This window comes from Actimicrobium sp. GrIS 1.19, assembly GCF_035984655.1.
Taxonomy (GTDB): domain Bacteria; phylum Pseudomonadota; class Gammaproteobacteria; order Burkholderiales; family Burkholderiaceae_D; genus Actimicrobium.
In genome coordinates, this window is the sequence record NZ_JAXCHT010000016.1 from 49,964 (window position 1) to 69,558 (window position 19,595).

Annotated in this window: 19 protein-coding genes; 8 read left to right on the top strand and 11 right to left on the bottom strand. The window is 62.4% G+C overall.

Annotated features, from left to right (window positions below):
• Positions 1-5: 5 nt before the first annotated feature.
• The gene (locus tag RCH09_RS12510; RefSeq protein WP_326941434.1) at positions 6-590 is read right to left on the bottom strand and encodes a hypothetical protein; all 585 of its coding nucleotides are present in this window, start codon (positions 588-590) and stop codon (positions 6-8) included.
• Positions 591-928: 338 nt separating this feature from the next.
• Between RCH09_RS12510 and RCH09_RS12515 the strand changes: the two genes are divergently transcribed.
• Positions 929-1,351, top strand: coding sequence for a hypothetical protein (locus tag RCH09_RS12515; RefSeq protein ID WP_326941435.1), 423 nt, complete (start codon positions 929-931; stop codon positions 1,349-1,351).
• Here the strand turns inward: RCH09_RS12515 and RCH09_RS12520 are convergent.
• Positions 1,343-4,003 carry a bifunctional acetate--CoA ligase family protein/GNAT family N-acetyltransferase gene (locus tag RCH09_RS12520; RefSeq protein ID WP_326941436.1) on the bottom strand — a complete coding sequence of 887 codons (2,661 nt, stop codon included), beginning with the start codon at positions 4,001-4,003 and terminating at the stop codon, positions 1,343-1,345. The two genes, RCH09_RS12515 and RCH09_RS12520, sit on opposite strands and share 9 nt — an antisense overlap.
• 104 nt (positions 4,004-4,107) lie before the next feature.
• Here RCH09_RS12520 and RCH09_RS12525 point away from each other — a divergent pair, with 104 nt between their 5' ends.
• Complete coding sequence (locus RCH09_RS12525; RefSeq protein ID WP_326941437.1) at positions 4,108-4,731, top strand: SAM-dependent methyltransferase; 624 nt, start codon at positions 4,108-4,110, stop codon at positions 4,729-4,731.
• A gap of 6 nt (positions 4,732-4,737) precedes the next feature.
• Here the strand turns inward: RCH09_RS12525 and RCH09_RS12530 are convergent, their stop codons facing one another.
• Entirely contained in the window at positions 4,738-5,100 is a 363-nt protein-coding gene (locus RCH09_RS12530) for a hypothetical protein (protein WP_326941438.1), read from the bottom strand.
• Positions 5,101-5,260: 160 nt separating this feature from the next.
• Between RCH09_RS12530 and RCH09_RS12535 the strand changes: the two genes are divergently transcribed.
• From RCH09_RS12535 to RCH09_RS12560, 6 genes are all read left to right on the top strand, one after another.
• Complete coding sequence (locus RCH09_RS12535) at positions 5,261-6,286, top strand: bifunctional enoyl-CoA hydratase/phosphate acetyltransferase (RefSeq protein ID WP_326941472.1); 1,026 nt, start codon at positions 5,261-5,263, stop codon at positions 6,284-6,286.
• Positions 6,279-7,484: an acetate/propionate family kinase gene (locus RCH09_RS12540; RefSeq protein WP_326941439.1), complete on the top strand. Its 1,206-nt coding sequence runs from the start codon at positions 6,279-6,281 to the stop codon at positions 7,482-7,484. Before RCH09_RS12535 ends, RCH09_RS12540 begins: the two co-directional genes overlap by 8 nt.
• A gap of 37 nt (positions 7,485-7,521) precedes the next feature.
• Positions 7,522-8,682, top strand: coding sequence for an alpha/beta fold hydrolase (locus RCH09_RS12545; RefSeq protein WP_326941440.1), 1,161 nt, complete (start codon positions 7,522-7,524; stop codon positions 8,680-8,682).
• A gap of 1 nt (position 8,683) precedes the next feature.
• Positions 8,684-11,002: a heavy metal translocating P-type ATPase gene (locus RCH09_RS12550; protein WP_326941441.1), complete on the top strand. Its 2,319-nt coding sequence runs from the start codon at positions 8,684-8,686 to the stop codon at positions 11,000-11,002.
• A 75-nt stretch (positions 11,003-11,077) separates the two neighbouring features.
• Positions 11,078-11,473, top strand: coding sequence for a hypothetical protein (locus RCH09_RS12555; RefSeq protein ID WP_326941442.1), 396 nt, complete (start codon positions 11,078-11,080; stop codon positions 11,471-11,473).
• Between the two features lie 53 nt (positions 11,474-11,526).
• Entirely contained in the window at positions 11,527-12,123 is a 597-nt protein-coding gene (locus tag RCH09_RS12560) for a CDP-alcohol phosphatidyltransferase family protein (RefSeq protein WP_326941473.1), read from the top strand.
• Here the strand turns inward: RCH09_RS12560 and RCH09_RS12565 are convergent.
• The 8 genes from RCH09_RS12565 to RCH09_RS12600 form a co-directional block, all read right to left on the bottom strand.
• Complete coding sequence (locus tag RCH09_RS12565) at positions 12,120-12,887, bottom strand: flagellar brake protein (protein WP_326941443.1); 768 nt, start codon at positions 12,885-12,887, stop codon at positions 12,120-12,122. The two genes, RCH09_RS12560 and RCH09_RS12565, sit on opposite strands and share 4 nt — an antisense overlap.
• Before the next feature lie 36 nt (positions 12,888-12,923).
• Positions 12,924-13,232 carry an EscU/YscU/HrcU family type III secretion system export apparatus switch protein gene (locus RCH09_RS12570; RefSeq protein ID WP_326941444.1) on the bottom strand — a complete coding sequence of 103 codons (309 nt, stop codon included), beginning with the start codon at positions 13,230-13,232 and terminating at the stop codon, positions 12,924-12,926.
• Positions 13,229-14,374: a flagellar hook-length control protein FliK gene (gene fliK / locus RCH09_RS12575; protein ID WP_326941445.1), complete on the bottom strand. Its 1,146-nt coding sequence runs from the start codon at positions 14,372-14,374 to the stop codon at positions 13,229-13,231. The genes RCH09_RS12570 and fliK overlap by 4 nt, the downstream gene beginning before the upstream one ends.
• A 2-nt stretch (positions 14,375-14,376) precedes the next feature.
• Complete coding sequence (locus tag RCH09_RS12580) at positions 14,377-14,712, bottom strand: flagellar protein FliT (protein ID WP_326941446.1); 336 nt, start codon at positions 14,710-14,712, stop codon at positions 14,377-14,379.
• A gap of 2 nt (positions 14,713-14,714) precedes the next feature.
• Positions 14,715-15,182, bottom strand: coding sequence for a flagellar export chaperone FliS (fliS, locus tag RCH09_RS12585; protein ID WP_326941447.1), 468 nt, complete (start codon positions 15,180-15,182; stop codon positions 14,715-14,717).
• 14 nt (positions 15,183-15,196) lie between these two features.
• On the bottom strand, positions 15,197-17,533 hold the full coding sequence (gene fliD, locus RCH09_RS12590; RefSeq protein ID WP_326941448.1) for a flagellar filament capping protein FliD: 2,337 nt from the start codon (positions 17,531-17,533) through the stop codon (positions 15,197-15,199).
• Between the two features lie 21 nt (positions 17,534-17,554).
• Positions 17,555-17,935 carry a flagellar protein FlaG gene (locus tag RCH09_RS12595; RefSeq protein WP_326941449.1) on the bottom strand — a complete coding sequence of 127 codons (381 nt, stop codon included), beginning with the start codon at positions 17,933-17,935 and terminating at the stop codon, positions 17,555-17,557.
• A 99-nt stretch (positions 17,936-18,034) separates the two neighbouring features.
• Positions 18,035-19,471 carry a flagellin N-terminal helical domain-containing protein gene (locus RCH09_RS12600; RefSeq protein ID WP_326941450.1) on the bottom strand — a complete coding sequence of 479 codons (1,437 nt, stop codon included), beginning with the start codon at positions 19,469-19,471 and terminating at the stop codon, positions 18,035-18,037.
• Positions 19,472-19,595: the final 124 nt, after the last annotated feature.

The window sequence follows — 19,595 nt, forward strand, 5'->3', positions numbered from 1 at the left end:
ACAGTTTATTGACAGGCGACCAGCAGGTTGGTGACGTCATCGGCGACCACTGTGCCGACGCCATTTTGCACCGTGCAGGCCAGGCCTGTCGGCTGCGCCAGGACAGTGACGCCATACGACTTGCCACGACCGACCTTGACCGGCATGACAAACGTGGTGCTGTTGGCGGGCACGTTGAGTGCATCCGCGCCATTGACCAGAGTCAGCCCGGCACTGGTCAAGCCCGTTATGGTGCCGCCGACGTTTTGGTTCGGCACGCAGGTCACGACCAGATTGTTGATGTCGCTGTTGGAGGCGACCCCGGTGTAGTTGGTCACGGTGCAGGTGAGGCCGACTGGCTGGGTTGTGACGCCGACGATGTAGGCGGAGCCGACCGGAATGCGCGACGGGAAGTTGAAGGTGGTTGTGGTCGGCGTCAGCGTCACGCTGGCCACGTTGTCCGACAGGACCAGTGTGCCGCTGGTCAGTCCGGTGACATTGCCGCCGAGTGCGACACTGACGTTGTTGCTGGAGCCGCCGCCGCAGGCGCTCAAGGCAGCGGTGAGTGCCAGCGCGAAGAGTGCCCGAAAAATCCCGATTGGTGCGTTCATATGTTTTCCAGAAAAGGTGAAAGTCGCATCGATGGTCCGATGGTTGCAGTGCAGCGTACGCCGCCGGTCGTCGATCTTTTGCGGCTGCGACATCGTCACACACAATACCGCCGCTACTGCGTGTGTCAGCGAACAGAATTGGCGCTGTGATGGTAACGGTTTGTCCCGCCGAGCGGGGATTTCAAGATTGAAAGATTGGAAATACTTACATCCGATTACAAAAAAATGTCGCCGCGAAATCGGCAACGGGCCGCGATCCGTTTTAATGACGGCAACCATGCGGATGGCCGCGCACACGCGCATAATCCGGTGGTATCAACGCACTTTGGGAGAGCAACATGAAAGCACTTCGAACAGGTCTGGTCGCCTGCATTCTGATTGGCAGCACGCTTGCCACCAGCGTCCAGGCCGACCCGCATCATTATCGCGGCGGTGGCTACGGTCACGGTCACGGCGGCTGGGGTTGGGGCGGTGTCGGGCTGGGTCTGGTGGTCGGCGCGGCGCTGTTCGCACCCTCGTATTACGCCCAGCCCTATGCGCCGTACGCCTATTATCCGTACGCGCCGGTGGTAGTGACACCCGCGCCGCAGGTCACTTACGTAGAGAGCACGCCGCAACAATGGCCGCAGGCCGGTTCCGCACCGGGGCCGTCCGGCTACGAGTATTACTGCAACAATCCCGATGGCTACTATCCGTTCATCCGTCAGTGCAACAGTGGCTGGCGGCAGATTGTGCTTGACCAGGCGCCGCGCTCACGCTGATTGCAGATCCAGGCGTAGCGCAATCAGCGCCTCGCCCGGCACTGGCGTGGCGCTGAAGCCCAACGTTTGCGCCAGTCGCAACAGACCCTGATTGCCCGACATGGTCTCGCCGACCATGTAACGGGTACCGCGGTTGCGGCAGTAGGCAATCAATTGTTCCATCAATAATCGCCCCAGGCCGAGTCCCTTGATGTCGCTGCGTACGATGACGGCAAATTCGGCCTCCAGATTATCCGGATCGGCCACCGCGCGCGCCACTCCCAAGGTTTCCGGTTGGCCGCTGGCGTCCGGCCGGGTGGCGATGAACGCCATTTCGCGGTCGTAATCGATCTGGGTCAGGCGCGCCACTTGCGGACCCTGCAATTCACGCAAGCTGGAAAACGCGCGGTTGCGCACGTCCGCCGAACTTAAGTGGTTGAAGAACACCAGATGCGCCGCGCCATCTTCGGGCTTGATCGGACGAATGCACAAGGCCTCGCCATGCCAGTCAATGGTCTGTTCCAGCGCCTGAGGATAGGCACGAATCGCCAGCCTGGCGTGACCGCTGGCGGGCGCCGCCGGGGCCACCCGCATGCGCGCATCCAGTGCGATGACGCCATCGGCGTCGGCCAGCAGCGGGTTGATGTCGAGTTCCTGCAGCTCCGGCAATTCCTCGGTCATTTGCGAAATCTGGATCAGCGTGCGCAGGATGGCGTCCAGATTGGCGGCCGGGCGATCCCGATAGCCAGCCAGCAAACGCGACACCCGGGTGCGCGCCACCATGTCGCCGGCCAGCACCGAATTCAGTGGTGGCAACCCGACGGCGTGGTCGTCCAGCAGTTCGACCGCAACGCCGCCCTGGCCAAACAGGATTGCCGGACCAAACACCGGATCGGTAGTGACTCCCATGATCAGTTCATGCGACAGCGGACGACGTGCCATTGCCTGCACGGTAAAGCCCTGCAGATCAGCGTGCGGCAGCAGCGCACCCAGGCGCTGCTGCATCGCTGTGGCAGCATCGCGCACCGCCGCGGCCGAGGTCAGGTCGAGCACCACGCCGCCGACATCCGACTTGTGCGAGATCTGCGGCGAGAGAATCTTGAGGGCCACCGGAAAGCCGATCTCCTGTGCGCTGGCAACGGCGCCATCGACATCTGCCGCAGAGCGGGTCGCGACCACAGGTACACCGTAGGCAGCCAGCACGGTGCGGGTTTCCGTCTCCGACAGCAGGGTACGTCCGTCCGCCAGCGCGGCATGCAGGATGCTGCGCGCACGCAGGCGATCCGGCGTGAAGGGATCGGACACGGCAGCCGGTACCTCCATGAGCAATTGCTGGTTTTGCCGGTAGTCGACCAGTTGCATGAATCCACGCACGGCTTCTTCGGGCGTTCGGTACGTCGCGATGCCGGCATCGGAAAATATCTTGCGCGCTTCGGCAACGGTCGCGCCGCCCAGCCAGCAGGCCAGCACAGGGCGTTCCGATTTCAGCAGCACCGGTGCCAGCGCGCGCGCAATCTCCGTGCTTGACACCAGCGCGGTGGGGGCGTGAATGAACAGGATCGCATCCGACTGCGGCTCCTTTTGCAGGATGTCGAGCGTGGCACAGTAGCGTTCGACCGGGGCGTCGCCGCCGATGTCGACCGGGTTCGCATGCGACCAGCCGGCCGGCATCACCGCATCCAGTTGCGCCAGCGTAGCGGGCGCCAGCGTGGCGAGGCTGCCGTGCAGGTCAATCAACGCATCGGTGGCCATCACCCCGGGGCCGCCGCCATTGGTCAGGATAGTCAGGTGCCGTCCATGCATCGGCCGCGCATGGGCCAGCGTCTCGACTGCGCCGAACAGCGCCTCGGTGGAAAACACCCGCAACATCCCGGCACGCCGGATGGCGGCGTCGACCACATCGTCGGCGCCCGCCAGCGCGCCGGTGTGCGATGCGGCCGCCTGCGCGCCCTCCGCCATGCGGCCGGCCTTGATGATCACCACCGGTTTGCCGCGCGCGGCGCTGCGCGCAGCCGACATGAATTTGCGGGCGTCGCGCACATCTTCGATGTACAGCAGGATGGCGTGGGTGTCGCCATCGCGGGCCAGGAAATCGAGCAGATCGCCAATGTCGATGTCGGCGCTGTCGCCTAGCGCAATGAATTTGGAAAAGCCGATGCCGCGGGTGTTGGCCCAGTCCAGCACGCCCGTCATCAGTGCGCCGGATTGCGATACGAAGGCCAGCTTTCCCGGCAGCGCGGCCGCGTGCGCAAAACTGGCATTGAGACCGATGCCGGGCACCAGCAAACCAACCGAATTCGGACCCAGGATGCGCAACAGATGCGGTTTGGCCGCGCGCAGCATCTCCATGCGCAGTCGACCCATGCCGGTGGTCATCACGATGACCGCCTTGCAACCGCGCTCACCCAGTTCGGCAATCAACGCGGCAACCGTGTCGGGTGGCGTGCAGATGATCGCCAGATCGGGCACCTGCGGCAGCCGCGCCACGCTATGCCAGACCGGCAGGCCCTCCAGCACGTCATACTTCGGATTGACCGGCAGGATCACGCCGCCGAAACCGGCTGTCACCAGATTGTGCAACACGGTCGCGCCGACACTGTGCGGGCGCAGCGACGCGCCAATCACCGCGACCGAGTTCGGATTGAACAGTTGCTGGAGGTTGCGGATGCTCATCTTCGGCTTTCGGCTGACATGATCCAGCGATGATTACATACCTGCCGCGCCAAATCCTTATTACACTGCGCCCCTATCCCGTTTTTTACTGTTGGAAGTCCGTCATGCTCATCATCACCATCAAACAAGGCAAGGAAAAAAGCCTGCTGGAACGCGATCCGTGGATCTACGCCTCGGCGGTCGAACGCGTCGATGGCAAACCGCAAGAAAAAATGACCGCCGGAATTACTGCGCTGGTGCATTCATCGTCGGGCCAATTCCTGGCGCGCGCGGCCTACAACTCGAAATCGCAAATTCGCGCGCGGGTCTGGAGTTTCGATCCGGCCGAAGCGGTCGATCATGCGCTGATCAAGCGCCGCGTCAAGGCGGCGGTCGCCAAGCGCATCGGCAAGAAAGGCCAGCCGATTCATCTGGTGCTGGGCGACGAAGACGGCTTGTCCGGGCTGGTGGTGGATTGGTACAGCGGCATCAACGGCTATCTGGTGTGCGAGTTCCAGTCGGCCGGCGTGGATGCGTGGAAAGTGCCGATCGTGCAGGCGCTGATGGCCGAGACGGGCTGCGGTAACGTGTTCGAGCGTGCCGATGCGCTGCTGCGCAAGGGCGAGGGATTGCTGGTGAAATCCGGTGTACTGGCCGGCGAGGCGCCGCCCGACGCCATCGCAGTGACTGAAAAAGGCGTCAGCACCATGGTCAACATCAAGACCGGGCGCAAGGCCAAGTCGGTCTAGCGACGGTTATTTGGCAGAAGCGTCGATATCGGCCAGCGATTCGCGGCCACGCTGGGTGATCTCGAAGCTGCCGTCGTCATTCCGCGTGATGTGGCCTTTCTTGCCAAGAAATAGTGACACGTCGGCCGCCAGCGCGGTCAGCGGATCGGTCGACACCGCGCGCAGTCCCTCGATGCATTGCCGCAGGAACAGGGTCTGCTGGCCCTTTTCGGTCAGCATCAGGTGGCCGTCCTTGGCGTGACTGATGAATTTCAGTCCGTTGAGTTTTTTGGAATTGCGGGCAATGCAGGCACTGGGCCGTTCGCCGCGGGACGCTTTGCCGATCTGGTTGAGTGCTTCGTATTCGTCGGTGGTCAAACGGTCGTCCATGATGTGTCCTGTGAAGAGTGCGGGTGGGTCTGGTGCGCATGGTACGCGCCGGGCCGGGTAGCGGCAAGCCACGGCTGGTTGAATTATCCCGGCTGGCATGTAATGCTGTGGTGCACAATGTGCGTTCACGTACCGACGTCGTGACGCATATCATTCATACCTGCAATGGCACGGTCGGGCATGCGCGGCGGCATTCGCCGTATCGCATCGCGCGCCTGTCGTGCATCTCCAGGAGCATCGGCCCATGCCTAAAATCACCGAATCACTGCGCGAATTGATCGCTGCAGGATCGTCCCTTCAACCGATAAACGTCGCTGTGTGCCATCCCTGCAGCGAGATCGCGCTGCGCGGCGCGATCGAGGCGGCCGAAGCGCGGCTGATCACACCGATGCTGGTCGGTCCGCTCGACCGGATCCGCTCGATCGCCGGTCTGGCCGGTCTCGATCTGCGCGGCTGCGAGCTGATCGACACGCCGCACAGCCATGCCTCGGCCGAACGGGCGGTCGCCCTGTGCCGCTCCGGGCAGTGCGAGGCACTGATGAAGGGCAGCCTGCATACCGATGAAATGATGCACGAAGTCATGCGCACGGACACCGGCCTGCGCACTGCCCGACGCATCAGCCATGTCTATCTGATGGAAGTGACGAGCTATCCGAAGATGCTGATGATCACCGACGCGGCAATCAATATCTATCCGACCCTGGACGACAAGCAGCATATCGTCCAGAACGCCATCGATCTGGCGCTGGCGCTGGGCATTACCCTGCCCAAAGTGGCGATCCTGTCGGCGGTCGAAACGGTCGATGCCAAGATTCTGTCGACCATCGATGCTGCGGCCCTGTGCAAGATGGCCGACCGTGGCCAGATCACGGGTGCAATTCTGGACGGCCCGCTGGCCTTCGATACCGCAATCAATCTGCAAGCAGCCCAGGTCAAGGGGTTGATTTCGGCGGTCGCCGGCAGCGCCGATATCCTGGTGGTGCCGGATCTGGAATCGGGCAACATGCTGGCCAAGCAGCTGGAGTATCTGGCCAACGCCAAGGCTGCCGGCATCGTGCTCGGCGCGCGCGTGCCGATCATTCTTACCAGCCGTTCCGACAGCACCGAGACGCGGCTGGCATCGTGCGCCGTGGCGGTGCGGCTGGCGCACCTGAACCAGATTGCCAAGGAGACGGTGCATGCTTGATCGCAGCGCGCAGCCGGCCATGCAGCGCGACTGCCTGCTGGTGATCAATGCCGGCTCGTCCAGCATCAAATTCTCGCTGCTGTGCGGCGATACGGCCGAGTCGCTGGAGACCATTGCCTGCGGCGCCATCGAGGCCATTGGCAGCGCCCCCCATTTTCTTGTCGGCGACCAGGCCGGGGCACGCTTGGCCGAACGCCGCTGGGATGAACAGGCGTCGCATGATGCCTTGCTCGGCCACCTGATCGACTGGATCGAAGCGCATGCCGGGCCGAACCGGTTGATTGCGGCCGGTCATCGGGTGGCGCACGGTGGCCTCGATTGCGTCGACCCGCAGCGCATCACTCCGGAAGTCATGGCGCAGTTACGGGCGCTGGAACCGTTGGCGCCGATGCACCAGGCGCACAACCTGGCGCCTATCGACGCGCTGGCGCGGCTGCATCCCGGCCTGCTGCAGGTGGCCTGTTTCGATACCGCCTTTCATGCCACCAACCCGGCCATTACGCGCATGTATGGCCTGCCGCAGGCACTCACCGACGCCGGCGTGCGGCGCTTCGGCTTCCACGGCCTGTCCTACGAATACATTGCCGGCGAGCTGCCAAAGCACGCGGCGCAACCGCCGCAGGCGCGCACCATTGTCGCCCACCTCGGCAGCGGCGCCAGCATGTGCGCGATGGTCGATGGGAAGAGTGTTGCCAGCACGATGGGCTTCAGCGCCCTCGACGGACTGCTGATGGGCACGCGTTGTGGCGCACTCGATCCAGGCGTGGTGCTGTATCTGCTGCAGGAGAAGGGCATGAGCGTCGGCCAGGTTGAGAACATGCTGTACCACGACAGTGGCTTGCTGGGCGTGTCCGGCATCAGCAACGATGTGCGTACGCTGCTGGCCAGCGATAGTGCCGCCGCGCGCACTGCACTGGATCTGTTCGTCTATCGCGCCGCGCGTGAACTCGGCTCGCTGGCAGCCGCCGCTGGTGGCATCGACACGCTGGTGTTCACTGCCGGCATCGGCGAAAACGCGGCGCCAATCCGCGCCCGCATCTGCGAACAATCGGCGTGGCTTGGCATCGACCTGGACCGCGACGCCAATCTTGCCGGCCAACCCTGCATCAGCACGCCGGCCAGCCGGGTCGCGGTCTGGGTGATCCCGACCGATGAAGCGCTGATGGTAGCGCGCCATACGTTTGCACTGCGACCATGAGCACTTTTCGTCTTCCATCCTTGATCGGAACCGCCGCATGAAATTGACTTCAGAGACAACCCATCGCCCGCAGCATGAACACAGCGTCCCCTGGTTCTGGCCAATGGCGGCAGCCATCGAACTGGGCAATGCGGGTTTGAAAATGTATCAGGACAATCTGCGATACGTCGAGCAGGTCGCCCAGCTCAGTGCGCCGCCAGCCTCCGAATGGACCACCGCCAACCGGATCGCGCTCGACCTCGACACCATGCTGCTGCGCGATTTTTCGACTGCCGCGCGGCACACCCATTTGCCGGTGCTGATCGATGCCCCGTACGCCGGGCACAGCGCGACCATTGCCGATTTCGGTGACGGTCAAAGTCTGGTCGCCGCACTGCAAAAAAATGGCCTTGAGCACGTTTTTGTGACCGACTGGAAGAACGCCACCAGTGCGATGAAGGATTTCAATATTGACACCTACCTGACCGATCTCCGCACCGTGATCGACAATCTGGGAGGCAAGGTGCATCTGGTTGGACTGTGCCAGGGCGGCTGGATGAGCAGCATGTTCGCGGCGCGTTTTCCGGACAAGGTTGCTACGCTGGTGCTGGCCGGCGCTCCGATCGATACCGACGCGGGCGACGGTCCGATCAAGAAGTTGGCGCACAGCCTGCCGCTGAGCGTCTACCAGGACATGGTCGCCGCCGGGGCCGGCCGCATGCGCGGCGCGGCCATGCTGGCCGGCTGGAAAAGCATGAATCCGGAAGAGCAGTATATGGGCAAGTATCTGGAGCTGTACCGGCATATCGACGACCGCAATTACATCGAGCGCACCGACAAGTTCGCGCAATGGTACGAAAATCCGCTGGATCTGCCGGGCGCCTATTACCTGCAGGCGATCCAACTGATCTTCAAGGAAAACCAGCTGGCCAAGGGCATCTTCGTTGGACTTGGCAAGCAGCTGTCGCTGAGAGATATCGTTTGCCCGGTCTATCTGCTGGCCGGTGAAGACGATGACATCACCACCCGCGAACAGGTCTTCGATGCAGAAAAATATCTTGGCACGCCAAGCGAAAACATCGTGAAGACACTTGCGGCAGGTGGCCATATCGGTTTGTTCATGGGAGCCAAAACGCTCAAGGAATGCTGGCCCGGGATCGCACGCTGGATTCTCGCGGACGGACTCACCGCAGCGCACGACACACAGAAAAGGGCTTGAGATGGAAACCGCAGCGTCAACCGGCGTGATCGACAAACCCCACACCGATCCGGTTTGCGGCATGAAGGCTGCCACCGATCCGGCCAAGGCCGTCGAGCACGGCGGCACCACATACTATTTTTGCGGGCAACGCTGCGTGACGAAATTTCGCGCCGATCCGGACCTCTACCTCAAGCCGAAACCGGCTGCTGTCGATCCGGGCCAGAAGAATCTGCCGTACACCTGCCCGATGCATCCGGAAGTTGTCCAGAACGGACCCGGCAGCTGTCCGCTTTGCGGCATGGCGCTGGAACCGGTCGATGCAACCGCGGCCGAAGACACCGGCGAGCTCGATGCGATGAGCCTGCGTTTCTGGATCTGTCTGGCGTTGAGCCTGCCGTTGCTGCTCATCACGATGGGCGACATGATTCCCGGTGTCGATCTGCAGCATTGGCTGGGCATGGCGAGCTTCAACTGGCTGCAGGCCATCCTCGCCACGCCGGTGGTGCTGTGGGGCGGCTGGCCATTCTTCGTGCGTGGCTGGGCTTCGTTCCGGAGCTGGAATCTGAACATGTTCAGCCTCATTGCCCTGGGCTCGGGCGCGGCATTTGTGTTCAGCGTGGTGGCGCTGCTGCTGCCGGGCCAATTGCCGGACGCCTTCAAGATGCACGGCATGAGTCCGCTGTATTTCGAAGCCGCCGCCGTGATTATCACGCTGGTGCTGATGGGGCAGGTGCTGGAACTGCGTGCCCGTTCGCGCACCAACGGCGCGATCAAGGCCTTGCTGCAACTGGCGCCGGAGACGGCATTGCGCATCGGCGCGGACGGCGCCGAGCAGGAAGTGGCGCTCGACGCCGTGCAGGTCGGCGATCTGCTGCGCGTCAAGCCGGGCGGCAAGGTGCCGGTCGATGGCGCACTCACGCAGGGTCGTTCCAGCGTCGATGAATCGATGATCACCGGCGAGCCGCTGGCGGTCGAAAAGCAGGTCGGCGACAAGGTAACCGCCGGCACCGTGAACCAGACCGGCAGCTTCGTGCTGCGTGCCGACCGGATCGGCGCCGATACCCTGCTGGCGCGCATCGTGCAGATGGTCAATGACGCCGGCCGCTCGCGCGCGCCGATCCAGAAACTGGCCGACAAGGTATCGGGCTGGTTCGTGCCAGCCGTCATGGTCGCGGCGGTGGCGGCCTTTTCGTTGTGGGCGCTGTTTGGCCCGGCGCCGTCGCTGGCCAATGGATTGGTGGCGGCGGTCTCGGTGTTGATCATTGCCTGCCCCTGCGCGCTCGGACTGGCCACGCCGATCTCGATCATGGTCGGGGTCGGTCGCGGCGCCACCGAGGGAATCCTGATCAAGGACGCCGAAGCGCTCGAACTGCTGGAAAAGGTCGATACGCTGCTGGTCGACAAGACCGGGACCCTGACCGAAGGTAAACCGCGGGTGCAGCGCGTGATCGCAGCCGACGGCGCCGACGTGCGCGGCGTGCTGGGTTTTGCCGCCAGCCTGGAAGCGATGAGCGAACATCCGCTGGCGCAAGCCATCATCGCGCATGCGACCGGGCAGGGCCTGCAGGCCGAACCGGTGAGCGGGTTTGATTCGGTCACCGGGCAAGGCGTGCGCGGCACGATTGCCGGGCGCGCGGTCGTGCTGGGCAACCTGCGCATGATGGAAGCGGCGCAGATCGATGTCACGGCGCTGGCTGTCGATGTGACCGCGTTGCAGGAACTGGCGCAGACGGTGATGTTTGTTGGCGTCGATGGCAAGCTGGCCGGCATCGTCAGCGTGGCCGACCCGATCAAGTCGACCACCCGCGAGGCGATTTCCCAGCTGCACGAGGCGGGCCTGAAAGTGATCGTGCTCACCGGCGACAATGCGACCACGGCGGCGGCGGTGGCGAAGCAACTCGGTCTGGACGATTTCCGGGCCGATGTGACGCCCGAAGACAAACTCAACATCCTCAAGCGCCTGCAGGCCGAGGGGCACATTGTCGCGATGGCCGGCGACGGCATCAACGATGCACCGGCACTGGCGCAGGCCAATGTCGGCATCGCCATGGGCACCGGCACCGACGTGGCAATGCATAGCGCGCGCGTGGTGCTGGTCAAGGGCGATCTGCGCGGCATTGCCAAGGCACGATTGCTGAGTCAGCACACCATGAAGAACATTCGCCAGAACCTGTTCTTTGCGTTCATCTACAACGTGTTGGGCGTCTCGATTGCGGCCGGAATCCTGTATCCGTGGTTTGGCATTTTGCTCAGTCCGATGATTGCCAGCGCCGCGATGTCGCTCAGTTCGGTCTCCGTCATTGGCAATGCGCTGCGCTTGCGGCGAGCGGTCCTGTAGGTTCAGTGTTTGATACCGAACAGACCTCAAGCGGTGCGCCCGACTATTCTGGCGTCTTTTGCCAAGGACACCATCATGTCGACCACTTCTCCGCTGCTGACCTCCGCCATCCTTGCCCTTAGTCTGATCGTCAGTGGCGTCAGCGCCATCGCCGCTGATTCGCCCAGCGCCGAAGCGCGCTACCAGAGCGAGCGGGCAGTCTGTCTGAGCGGAAAATCGAATCAGGACCGTACCACCTGTCTGAAAGAGGCCGGCGCGGCACGCGATGAGGCCAAGCGTAATCAGCTCGGCGTCGGTCAATCCTCGTTCCAGAGCAACGCCATGGCCCGTTGTAGCGCCTTGCCAGGCGATGACAAACGCGACTGCGAAAGCCGTGTGCAGGGCGAAGGCTCGATCAGTGGCAGCGTGCGTGATGGCGGCGTAATGCGCGAAACCACGACGGTCACCGTGCCGGACAACCCACCCAAGTAAGGACGCATTCCTTGATCCAGCCAAAACCCCCAGCCAGGCCCGCACATTTCTCGATGTTGCGCGAGTTTCATCTCGCTGATTTTTTCACGCTCGGCAATGCCGCCTGTGGCGTGGCGGGGGTGTTCCTGGCGATGCTGTTCATGGCCAGCGGCGAGCTGCAGCAATTGTATTGGGCTGCCGCGATGGCGCCGGCGGCCTTCCTGTTCGACGTGCTCGACGGTCGCATTGCACGCTGGCGCCAGCAGCATTCGGCGCTTGGGCGCGAGCTGGACTCGCTGGCGGATGTGATTTCGTTTGGCGTAGCGCCAGCCGCCCTGGCCTTCGCTGCAGGGTTGCGCGGGCAGCTCGATGCGGTGGCGATGATCTATTTCGTGTGTTGCGGCGTGAGCCGGCTGGCGCGTTACAACGTGACGGCCGAGAACCTCTCGGCCGGCGCCGACAAGGTTGCGTATTTCGAAGGCACGCCGATTCCCACCAGTGTTTTGATTACGGCAATTTTTGCGCTACTGGCATGGCAGGGACGAATCGGCGCGAGCCTGTTCGGCGGCGTCTGGCAAGTCGGTGGCTGGACGTTGCATCCGCTGGCGCTGCTGTTCGTGCTGTCGGGCACGCTGATGATCAGCAAGACGCTGCGGATTCCGAAACTCTAGCGCAGGCCGTTGGCCCTGGCGTTCTGCTCGCGTTCGAGTTTGGTGATGTAGCGCTGAATCACCGCCAGCATTGGCTTCGGCAAGCCCAGGAACACGCACCCGAGGCGGTTCAGGACCTTGCCATTGTCGAGCACGATCTCCTGCAGATTGCGTATCTCGACGGTGGTAATGATCACGGTACTGCCCGGCAGGAAAACCTGACAATCCTTGTAATTGCGGCCAATGGTCGCGTCCAGCAGGCGGCGCTCGTCCAGGATCGCAATGCCGCCGCCGCTGACGTTTTGCAGCGGGAAAATGATCGGCTGTCCGCTCTCTTCATCCATCACCTGAATCGTGCAGCGTACAGGAGCTGCCAGCGGTGTCGCCACGCGATAAAATTCGCGCCGCTGCAAGCGGATCAGGCTGGTCGGCAGCGGCATGCTCAGGGCCGGCAAATTCGCGTGCACGCAAGTGCTGATCGTGGTGGCGAAAAAAACGATGCGAATGTTGTCCAGCATGGTCTCGAACGACACGTTGTGACTGCGCATCAGGTGCGCGGCCACGCCGTCATCCGGGGGGACGTCAAAGATCACCGAATCGCCGGCTTCGTCAACCTCAAGCAACGTCGTCATGCTGGCTTCACCGATGCCATCCATCAAGACGCGCACCAATTGACGCTGTTCATGAATTGCGCGCAACAGCGAAGCGATTTCGCGGCGCGAGTGGACTTTGTACGGATTGAGGTCGAGCGCTCCGTATCCGTTATGTTCAGTAGGCATTGACATCGGCATGCTGGAAGTTGATTTCAGGTAAAAATCGAATCATACCTTGTCGCCTCCCAATTTTGCCGCTTCGATGTGATATAGCCATGCCAAAAGTTCAGCCACCGCCCGGTACAGGGCCGGCGGAATTTGCCCGTCCAGATCAACTTGCATCAAAAGCGCGACCAACTCCTTCGATTCATGGACGAACACGCCGTGTTCCTTGGCGCGCGCAATGATTTCCTCCGCGATCAGGCCGCGACCCTTGGCGACAATCTTTGGCGCCGAGCTGCCGGTCTGGTAAGCCAGCGCAACCGCATTTTGCATCGGGGTGTCGGGCTTGTCGGGTTTGTCAGGTTTGTAATTCATGCTTGCGGGTCCTGCTTGACAATCAACGAGTCCAGCGTCGAGCCGGCCGCATCCAGCGCGTTGGCCAATTGCCGGCCGTAGCTGCGCAGGGTGTCGGCACTGGCCGGATCGGCGGTTCGGACCTGCACCTGGACATGGTCGCCGACCAGCGTGATGGTCGCGGCGATGCGGCCCAGCGTCGGCAACGCGAAACGCACCACGCTTTGCCAGGGTCGCTGCGTCTCGTCACGCGTCCCGTGTTCGGGCTGGTCCTGATTCTGGCTGACTTCCCACTCCAGTTGCTGGCCTGGCCAGACTTCGCCGCGCCACTGTACGCGCGGCTGTTCCAGCGTGTTGAGCTGCAGATTGACGATACGCGCGTTGTCCGGATTCAGGGCAAGGTCGGGTTGTTTTGCGGCCGCATCCAGCGTCGCCGCGATCTGCTTGCCGGTTAGCGGATCGGTGCGCGTGGCGGTCGCCTGCAATGTGCCATCGGCGATGCCGGCGACGTCGGTCTTGCCCAGCGCGGCCGCATGCGCGGATGCGAGGCTGGGCAGCGACGCATTGTCGCGCGCAAGCGCCCCCTCGGCTGGTGCGGCGCCGCTGCCACTGGCGGGCTGATTTTGCGGTTCACGCAGCAGGTCGGCCAGCGGCCGGCTGCCATTGAGCCATTGCTGTACGTGCGATTCGTAAAAGAGTCCGCTCGAACTGAGCGTGTTCTGCAACGCGGTGGCGATCTGGGCCGGGGCGGTTGCGCCGCTGGCCACCACCGGTGTCTTGCCAACCAGTGTGGTGGCGGAACTGCTTTGCAGGAGTTGATCAATCAGGCGCGCGGCGGGACTGAGGGTGGTCGGCGCCGCACCGGATTCGGCATCGAGCCCAAAAGTCAGGCGCGGATCGGTGCGCAGCAGGGTCAATTGCAGTTGGTCACCGACTTTCGCGCCGGCCGGCAGGTTGGTACGCACAGTGCTGTCGGCCACCTTGAGCAGCACCGAGCCATCGGTAAACAGCGACGCCACGGTCGCCTGCACTTGCTGGCCGATGGCAATCTGGGTTAGTCGGGCAGTGGCTTCGGCGCGGATATCGGCGACCCGCGCAGCCGGTTGCAATGCGCTGCTGGCAGCGGCTGGCCGGACCTCCAGAATGTCAGCCCGCACCACCATGATTAGCCGGCGTGACCGCCGCCGTACGCCTGTGACAGTTTGCGTTCGGTGCCGGCGCTATTGATCAGCACCCCCAGTTCGGCCATCCAGGGCTCGGTAATGTCGCGAATCTGGCGATCGTAGGCCAGGAGCTGCTGGATGATCGCGACCTTGCGCACGCGCGTTTCGCCAGTCAGCGCGGCCGGTGCTTCGCCGCTTTTGAGTGTCCTGACGTGGCCGGCCACGCGTGACTCCAGAATCACCATCGATTCCCAATCACGTTGTTTGGCGGCGGCCAGCATCTGGTCGGTAATGACCGCGACGGTCTCATACAGCGAAATGACTTCCTGGTTATTCATCGTTATGCCTTCATCAGGGTTGGCGCATAAGTGGCCGGGTCGGGTGGCGCCACCAGCGGCGCATTTTGCAGCGCATCGGCTTGCTGGCCGATCGCATCCCATGCTGTTTTCAGATCCATCAGGAGGCCGTGCACTTCCTGCAGGGTTTCCGGCTGGTTTTTCAGGTTGGCGATCAGCAGCCGGTTGCTCATGTATTCATACAGTGCATCAAGGCTGCCGGCGATGCTGCCGCCGACCGTCTTGTCGAGGCTGGCGCGCAGGCCATTGTCGATGATCGAGATGGCCTTCGAAATCGACTTGCCCTTGGCGGGAATGTCGCCCGCCTTCATTTGCTGCACCGCTGCCGTGACGGCCATGAGGGCGCCGTCGAACAGCATCACGATCAACTTGTGCGGTGAGGCGGAGGCGACGCCGGTTTCCATGCCAACGTTGGCATAGGCACTGGCACCGCTTTTGGGTGATCCAAACATGGAAGCCTCCGTTATCAATTCTTCGGCAGATTCGCCAGTTGTTGGGTCAGGAAGGTGCTGGTGGTCGTCAAGCCGCTGACAACCTGATCCAGCGCCGTGAATTGGGCACGATAACGTTTTTCGTTGGCCGCCAATTTATTGTTCAATGACGTCTTGTCTTTTTCGATACTGGCAATCGATGCATTGATGCCGTCGGTCCGCGAGGTGACCGGCCCGTTCGAACTCAACAGGCTGGTGACCAGAACGTTGAGCTGGTACGCATAGCCTTGCGAATAATTGATGGTGCCACGTGCGCCCAGTGCAGTGCCATCGATGATCGCATTCAGACCTTCCGAGTCGTCGCCGGTGGCGCCGGTCAGCAACTGCCCGTTGCCGATTGCAGTCGCGCCATTGATGGTGCCGGCGACATTCAGACCGGCCGAAGCCGTCGCGCTGCCGCCGAACAGGGTGGTCAATGCGGTGCCGCTGCCGAACAGAATGCCCGAGGTGCTGCCGTAGTTGTTCGACGTGGCGGTCAGGATGCCGGCGTTCTGCGTGATCTTGACGCTGCTGCCGACGCCCGAAAACTCGGTGGCGCCGTTGATCTTGCCCTGCAGTTCGGCGATCAGCGAGGTCAGGCTGTAATTGCCCGCTCCCAGCGTGATGGTCTTGCTGACACCGTCAAGCTGGACCGCCAGCGTATCGTTGACCCCAGCGGTGATGACCGTGTCGGTGCCTGATGCGACGCTTGGATTGGCGCCGAGCAGATTGGTCTTGCCATTGCCGCCACTGACGCTGGCGGCTGCACTGGCACCGCTGGCGTTGGAGGCAATCGTCAGCACGCCGGCGTTATTGGTGACGGTGGCCGATGATCCGGCCGTGACAAATGCGCCGGCCGCGTTGATTTGCGCCTGCACGTTGGCGGCCAGGTCGTCGGCGTTGGCGTACACGCCCTGGGTCAGGGACACGCTGGTGGTGACGCCATCGAGCAGCACGCTCAAGGTGTCGTTGCTGGCATCGATGGTCAGCCCGGCGGCAGCCGATCCGGTGGTCTTGCCCACGCCCGAACCGCTGACCGCGCCGACGCCGACTGCCGTGCCATGCGTGGCCAGTTGCGTGATGGTGACCGGATACGCGCCCGCCTTGGTTACCGAGGTGGCGCCCGAAAACGTGACCAGGCTGTCAGTGCTCTTGCCGACGGCGGCAAACAATCCCTTGATATCGGCGAAATTGCTGGTCACGGCAGCTTGCAACTTGGTCGAATCGAGCGTCAGCTGGCCGGTCTTCTGCAGCGATACACCGACCTGCGACAGCAGCGTGAAGGCGCTGTTGCCGCCGCCGACAGGTGTGTTGAGTACATTGCGGATCTGCGACTGGATCGAGCGGATCGACGAGTCGCCATTAAGCACGGCGGCGGTCTTGGTGGCCGGGTCATACTTCGACACGTCGCTCAGGGTCTGGGTGATCTGGTTGTAGGCGGCGACAAACTGCGTGACCGAATTGACGATGGTCGAGCTGTCGCGGCTGACCGTGACATTGGTGGTGACGCCGGCGGCGGACTTGCCGGCCAGATTCAGGCTCACGCCCGGAATCACGTCGGTGACGGTGTTGGCTGTCTTTGACACCGAGATGCCATCGACCTTGAACAGCGCGTTTTGCGCCTTGATGTTTTCGGTCAGCGATTGTGCCCCGGCCGGGTCGTGCGCCAGCAGCGACGACAACGCCGCGTCGCCGGTCACGGAAATCTTCAGGCTGCTGGCGATACCGGTGCTGTTTTCAGTCAGGACCAGCCGGTTCGGCGTGGCGCTGCCGTCGTTGATGATGGTGGCGGTGACGCCGATGCTGGCCGTGTTGATGGCGTCGCGGATGCCGGCCAGCGTGTTGTTGCTGGGATCGATCGTGATGGTTTTCAGGCCGCCTGCGGCACTGGTGAAGGTCGCGCCGGAATACACGCCACCGGTCGATGTGCCGCCGCTGATCGTGCCGAGATCGAAGGTCAGGGTGCCGCTGCCGATCACATCGGTGCTGTTGGCACGTCCTGCCGAGACCAGCTTCTGGGCCTGCGCGAGTTGGCTGACCTCGAGCGCATACGTACCCGGAACGGCGATCGACGTGCCGGTCGCCGAGGCGATGGTGGCATCGGCGGCATTGACTTTGACACCCTGGAATTTACTGCTGTCAGACAGTGCCAGTACCGCGCTTTGAAAGGTCGACAGCGCGCTTTTCACGCTGCCGATGGCCGACAGCTTGGAGTTGAAGCTGGCTTCGCGTTTGTTCAAGATGGTCAACGGCTGACTGTCGACCGCGATGAGCTGGCTGACGATCGAATTGACGTCGAGATTCGAGCCCAGTCCTGGTGAAGAAATTCCCATGATGTTCGCCCTCGTGAGCGCTTAGGCTCTGTCCTTGACCAGCAAGCCTTGCAGCTTGCTCAGGTCTTTCGAAATATCGACTGCCTGCTGTGTCGGGATTTGCTGGATCACGGTACCGGTTGCGGTATCGACAATCTTGACCAGCGTCTTGCCGGTGTCTTCGTCCTGGCTGAATTCGAGACCGTTCGAATTCACCTTTAAATATTTGTTAACCGCATTGAGCGATTGCTTGACTTCGGGTTCGGTGGGCGCGGGCGCCTGAACCGTTTTGGCGGGGTTGGCGCTGGCTGTTTTTTCGACAGCAATGGACGCGGTTGTGACCGGCTGCGGTGTGACGCGTGCCTGATCCACATTGACGCTCGGCGCTGTAAAGCCGACGCCTGCGCTTGCGGTGATAGCCATGACTTTCCCCTTTACTAGTGGGAAGACGGAAAGCGGTCGCCCGGTTTCCGTCCCAAAGTTGCGATCCCGAAGGATCGCTGTTTTTTACGCTGCCTGATATTAACGCAGCAGTGACAGAACACCGTTCGGCAACGAGTTTGCCTGGGCCAGAATTGCCGTACCAGCTTGTTGCAGAATTTGACCACGGGTCAGCGAGGCGGTCTCGTGGGCGAAGTCAGTATCCTGAATCCGGCTACGTGATGCACTCAAGTTCTCCGACGTGGTTTGCAGACTTGTGACAACCGATGCGAAACGGTTTTGCACCGCACCCAGCGCCGCACGGGAGCTGTTGATCGTGGTCAGCGCGCCGTCGATGGCGGCCAGCGCGTTGGTGGCGCCGGTTGCGGTCGACAGATCGATCGACGAGATGCTGTTGACGGTCAGTGTGGTCGATGGAGCGACAACACCCAGGGCCAGACCGGCTTTGGCGACGCCGCCGCCACCGACTGAAATGCCGCCGGTTGCGTTCGATGCCAGCGACACGGTGCCGTGCGTGGTACCAGCAGCCAGACCGGTGGTCGCGGCAGTGAAACCAGCACCCAGGATGACGTCGCGGCCATCGGCAGCGGTCAAGGTAACTTGACCGGAGCTGTCCGACACGGCGCTGACGCCGGATTGGCCCGATACGGCGTTGATGGCGGCGGCCGTGTTGGCGCCGAAGCCGGCAACGTTACCACCGGCAGCGATCGAACCGATCTGAATACCATTGACGGTCAAGGTGGCGCCAGTGGTGACGGCAGCGAAGGTCGTTGCGGTTGCGCTGACAGTCGTGGCGTTGGCGGTTGCCGTGACGCTTGATGTCGACGATACCGAGTTGATTGCTGCAGCGATCGAAAAGGCACTTGCTGACGATTGGCCTGGTGCGGCACCGGTGCTGGTTGCGCCGACTTGAACACCGTTCAGGGTCAGGTCGCCGGCTGCCAGCGCGGTCGTCGTTGCGGTACCGGTCGTGGTGGTCGAGGTCGAGGTGCCGCTGCCGCCGAGTGAGGCGATGCGTGCGCTGGAGATCGAGGTGATGGTGACGCTGTCGGCTGAAGTGCCGTTGGCGCCAACTTGAAAGCTTTGTGAGTTGAACGTACCGTCGAGCAGTTTGTTACCGTTGAACGACGAGCTTTGTGCAACGCGGTCAATTTCAGCCGACAGGGCTTTGGCTTCGTTGTTGATCGATGCGCGATCCGATGCGCTGTTCGAACCGTTGGCGGACTGCACTGCCAGTTCACGAATACGCTGCAAGTTGTTGCCGATCTGTGCCAGGTCGCCCTCAGCGGTTTGCGCCAGCGAGATACCGTCGTTGGCGTTGCGGCCAGCTTGATCGGAACCGCGGATCTGCGAAGTCAGACGCTCGGAAATTGCCAGGCCGGCGGCGTCGTCTTTTGCTGAGTTGATGCGCAGACCGGACGAAAGGCGGGTCAGCGAGGTAGCCAATGCGGATTGCGACGTGGTCAGGTTGCGCTGTGCATTGAGGGACGAAATATTGGTATTAATGAATGAGGCCATGATGTAGCTCCTAGAGTATGGGGTCCGATGACGATGGCCTTTTCAAGCCGGGTCAACTTTGGTCTTCATCTCTTTAGGGGAGGGTGCAGACCGCTGTTGTAATCTTTATCGGTAGGTGCTCCAA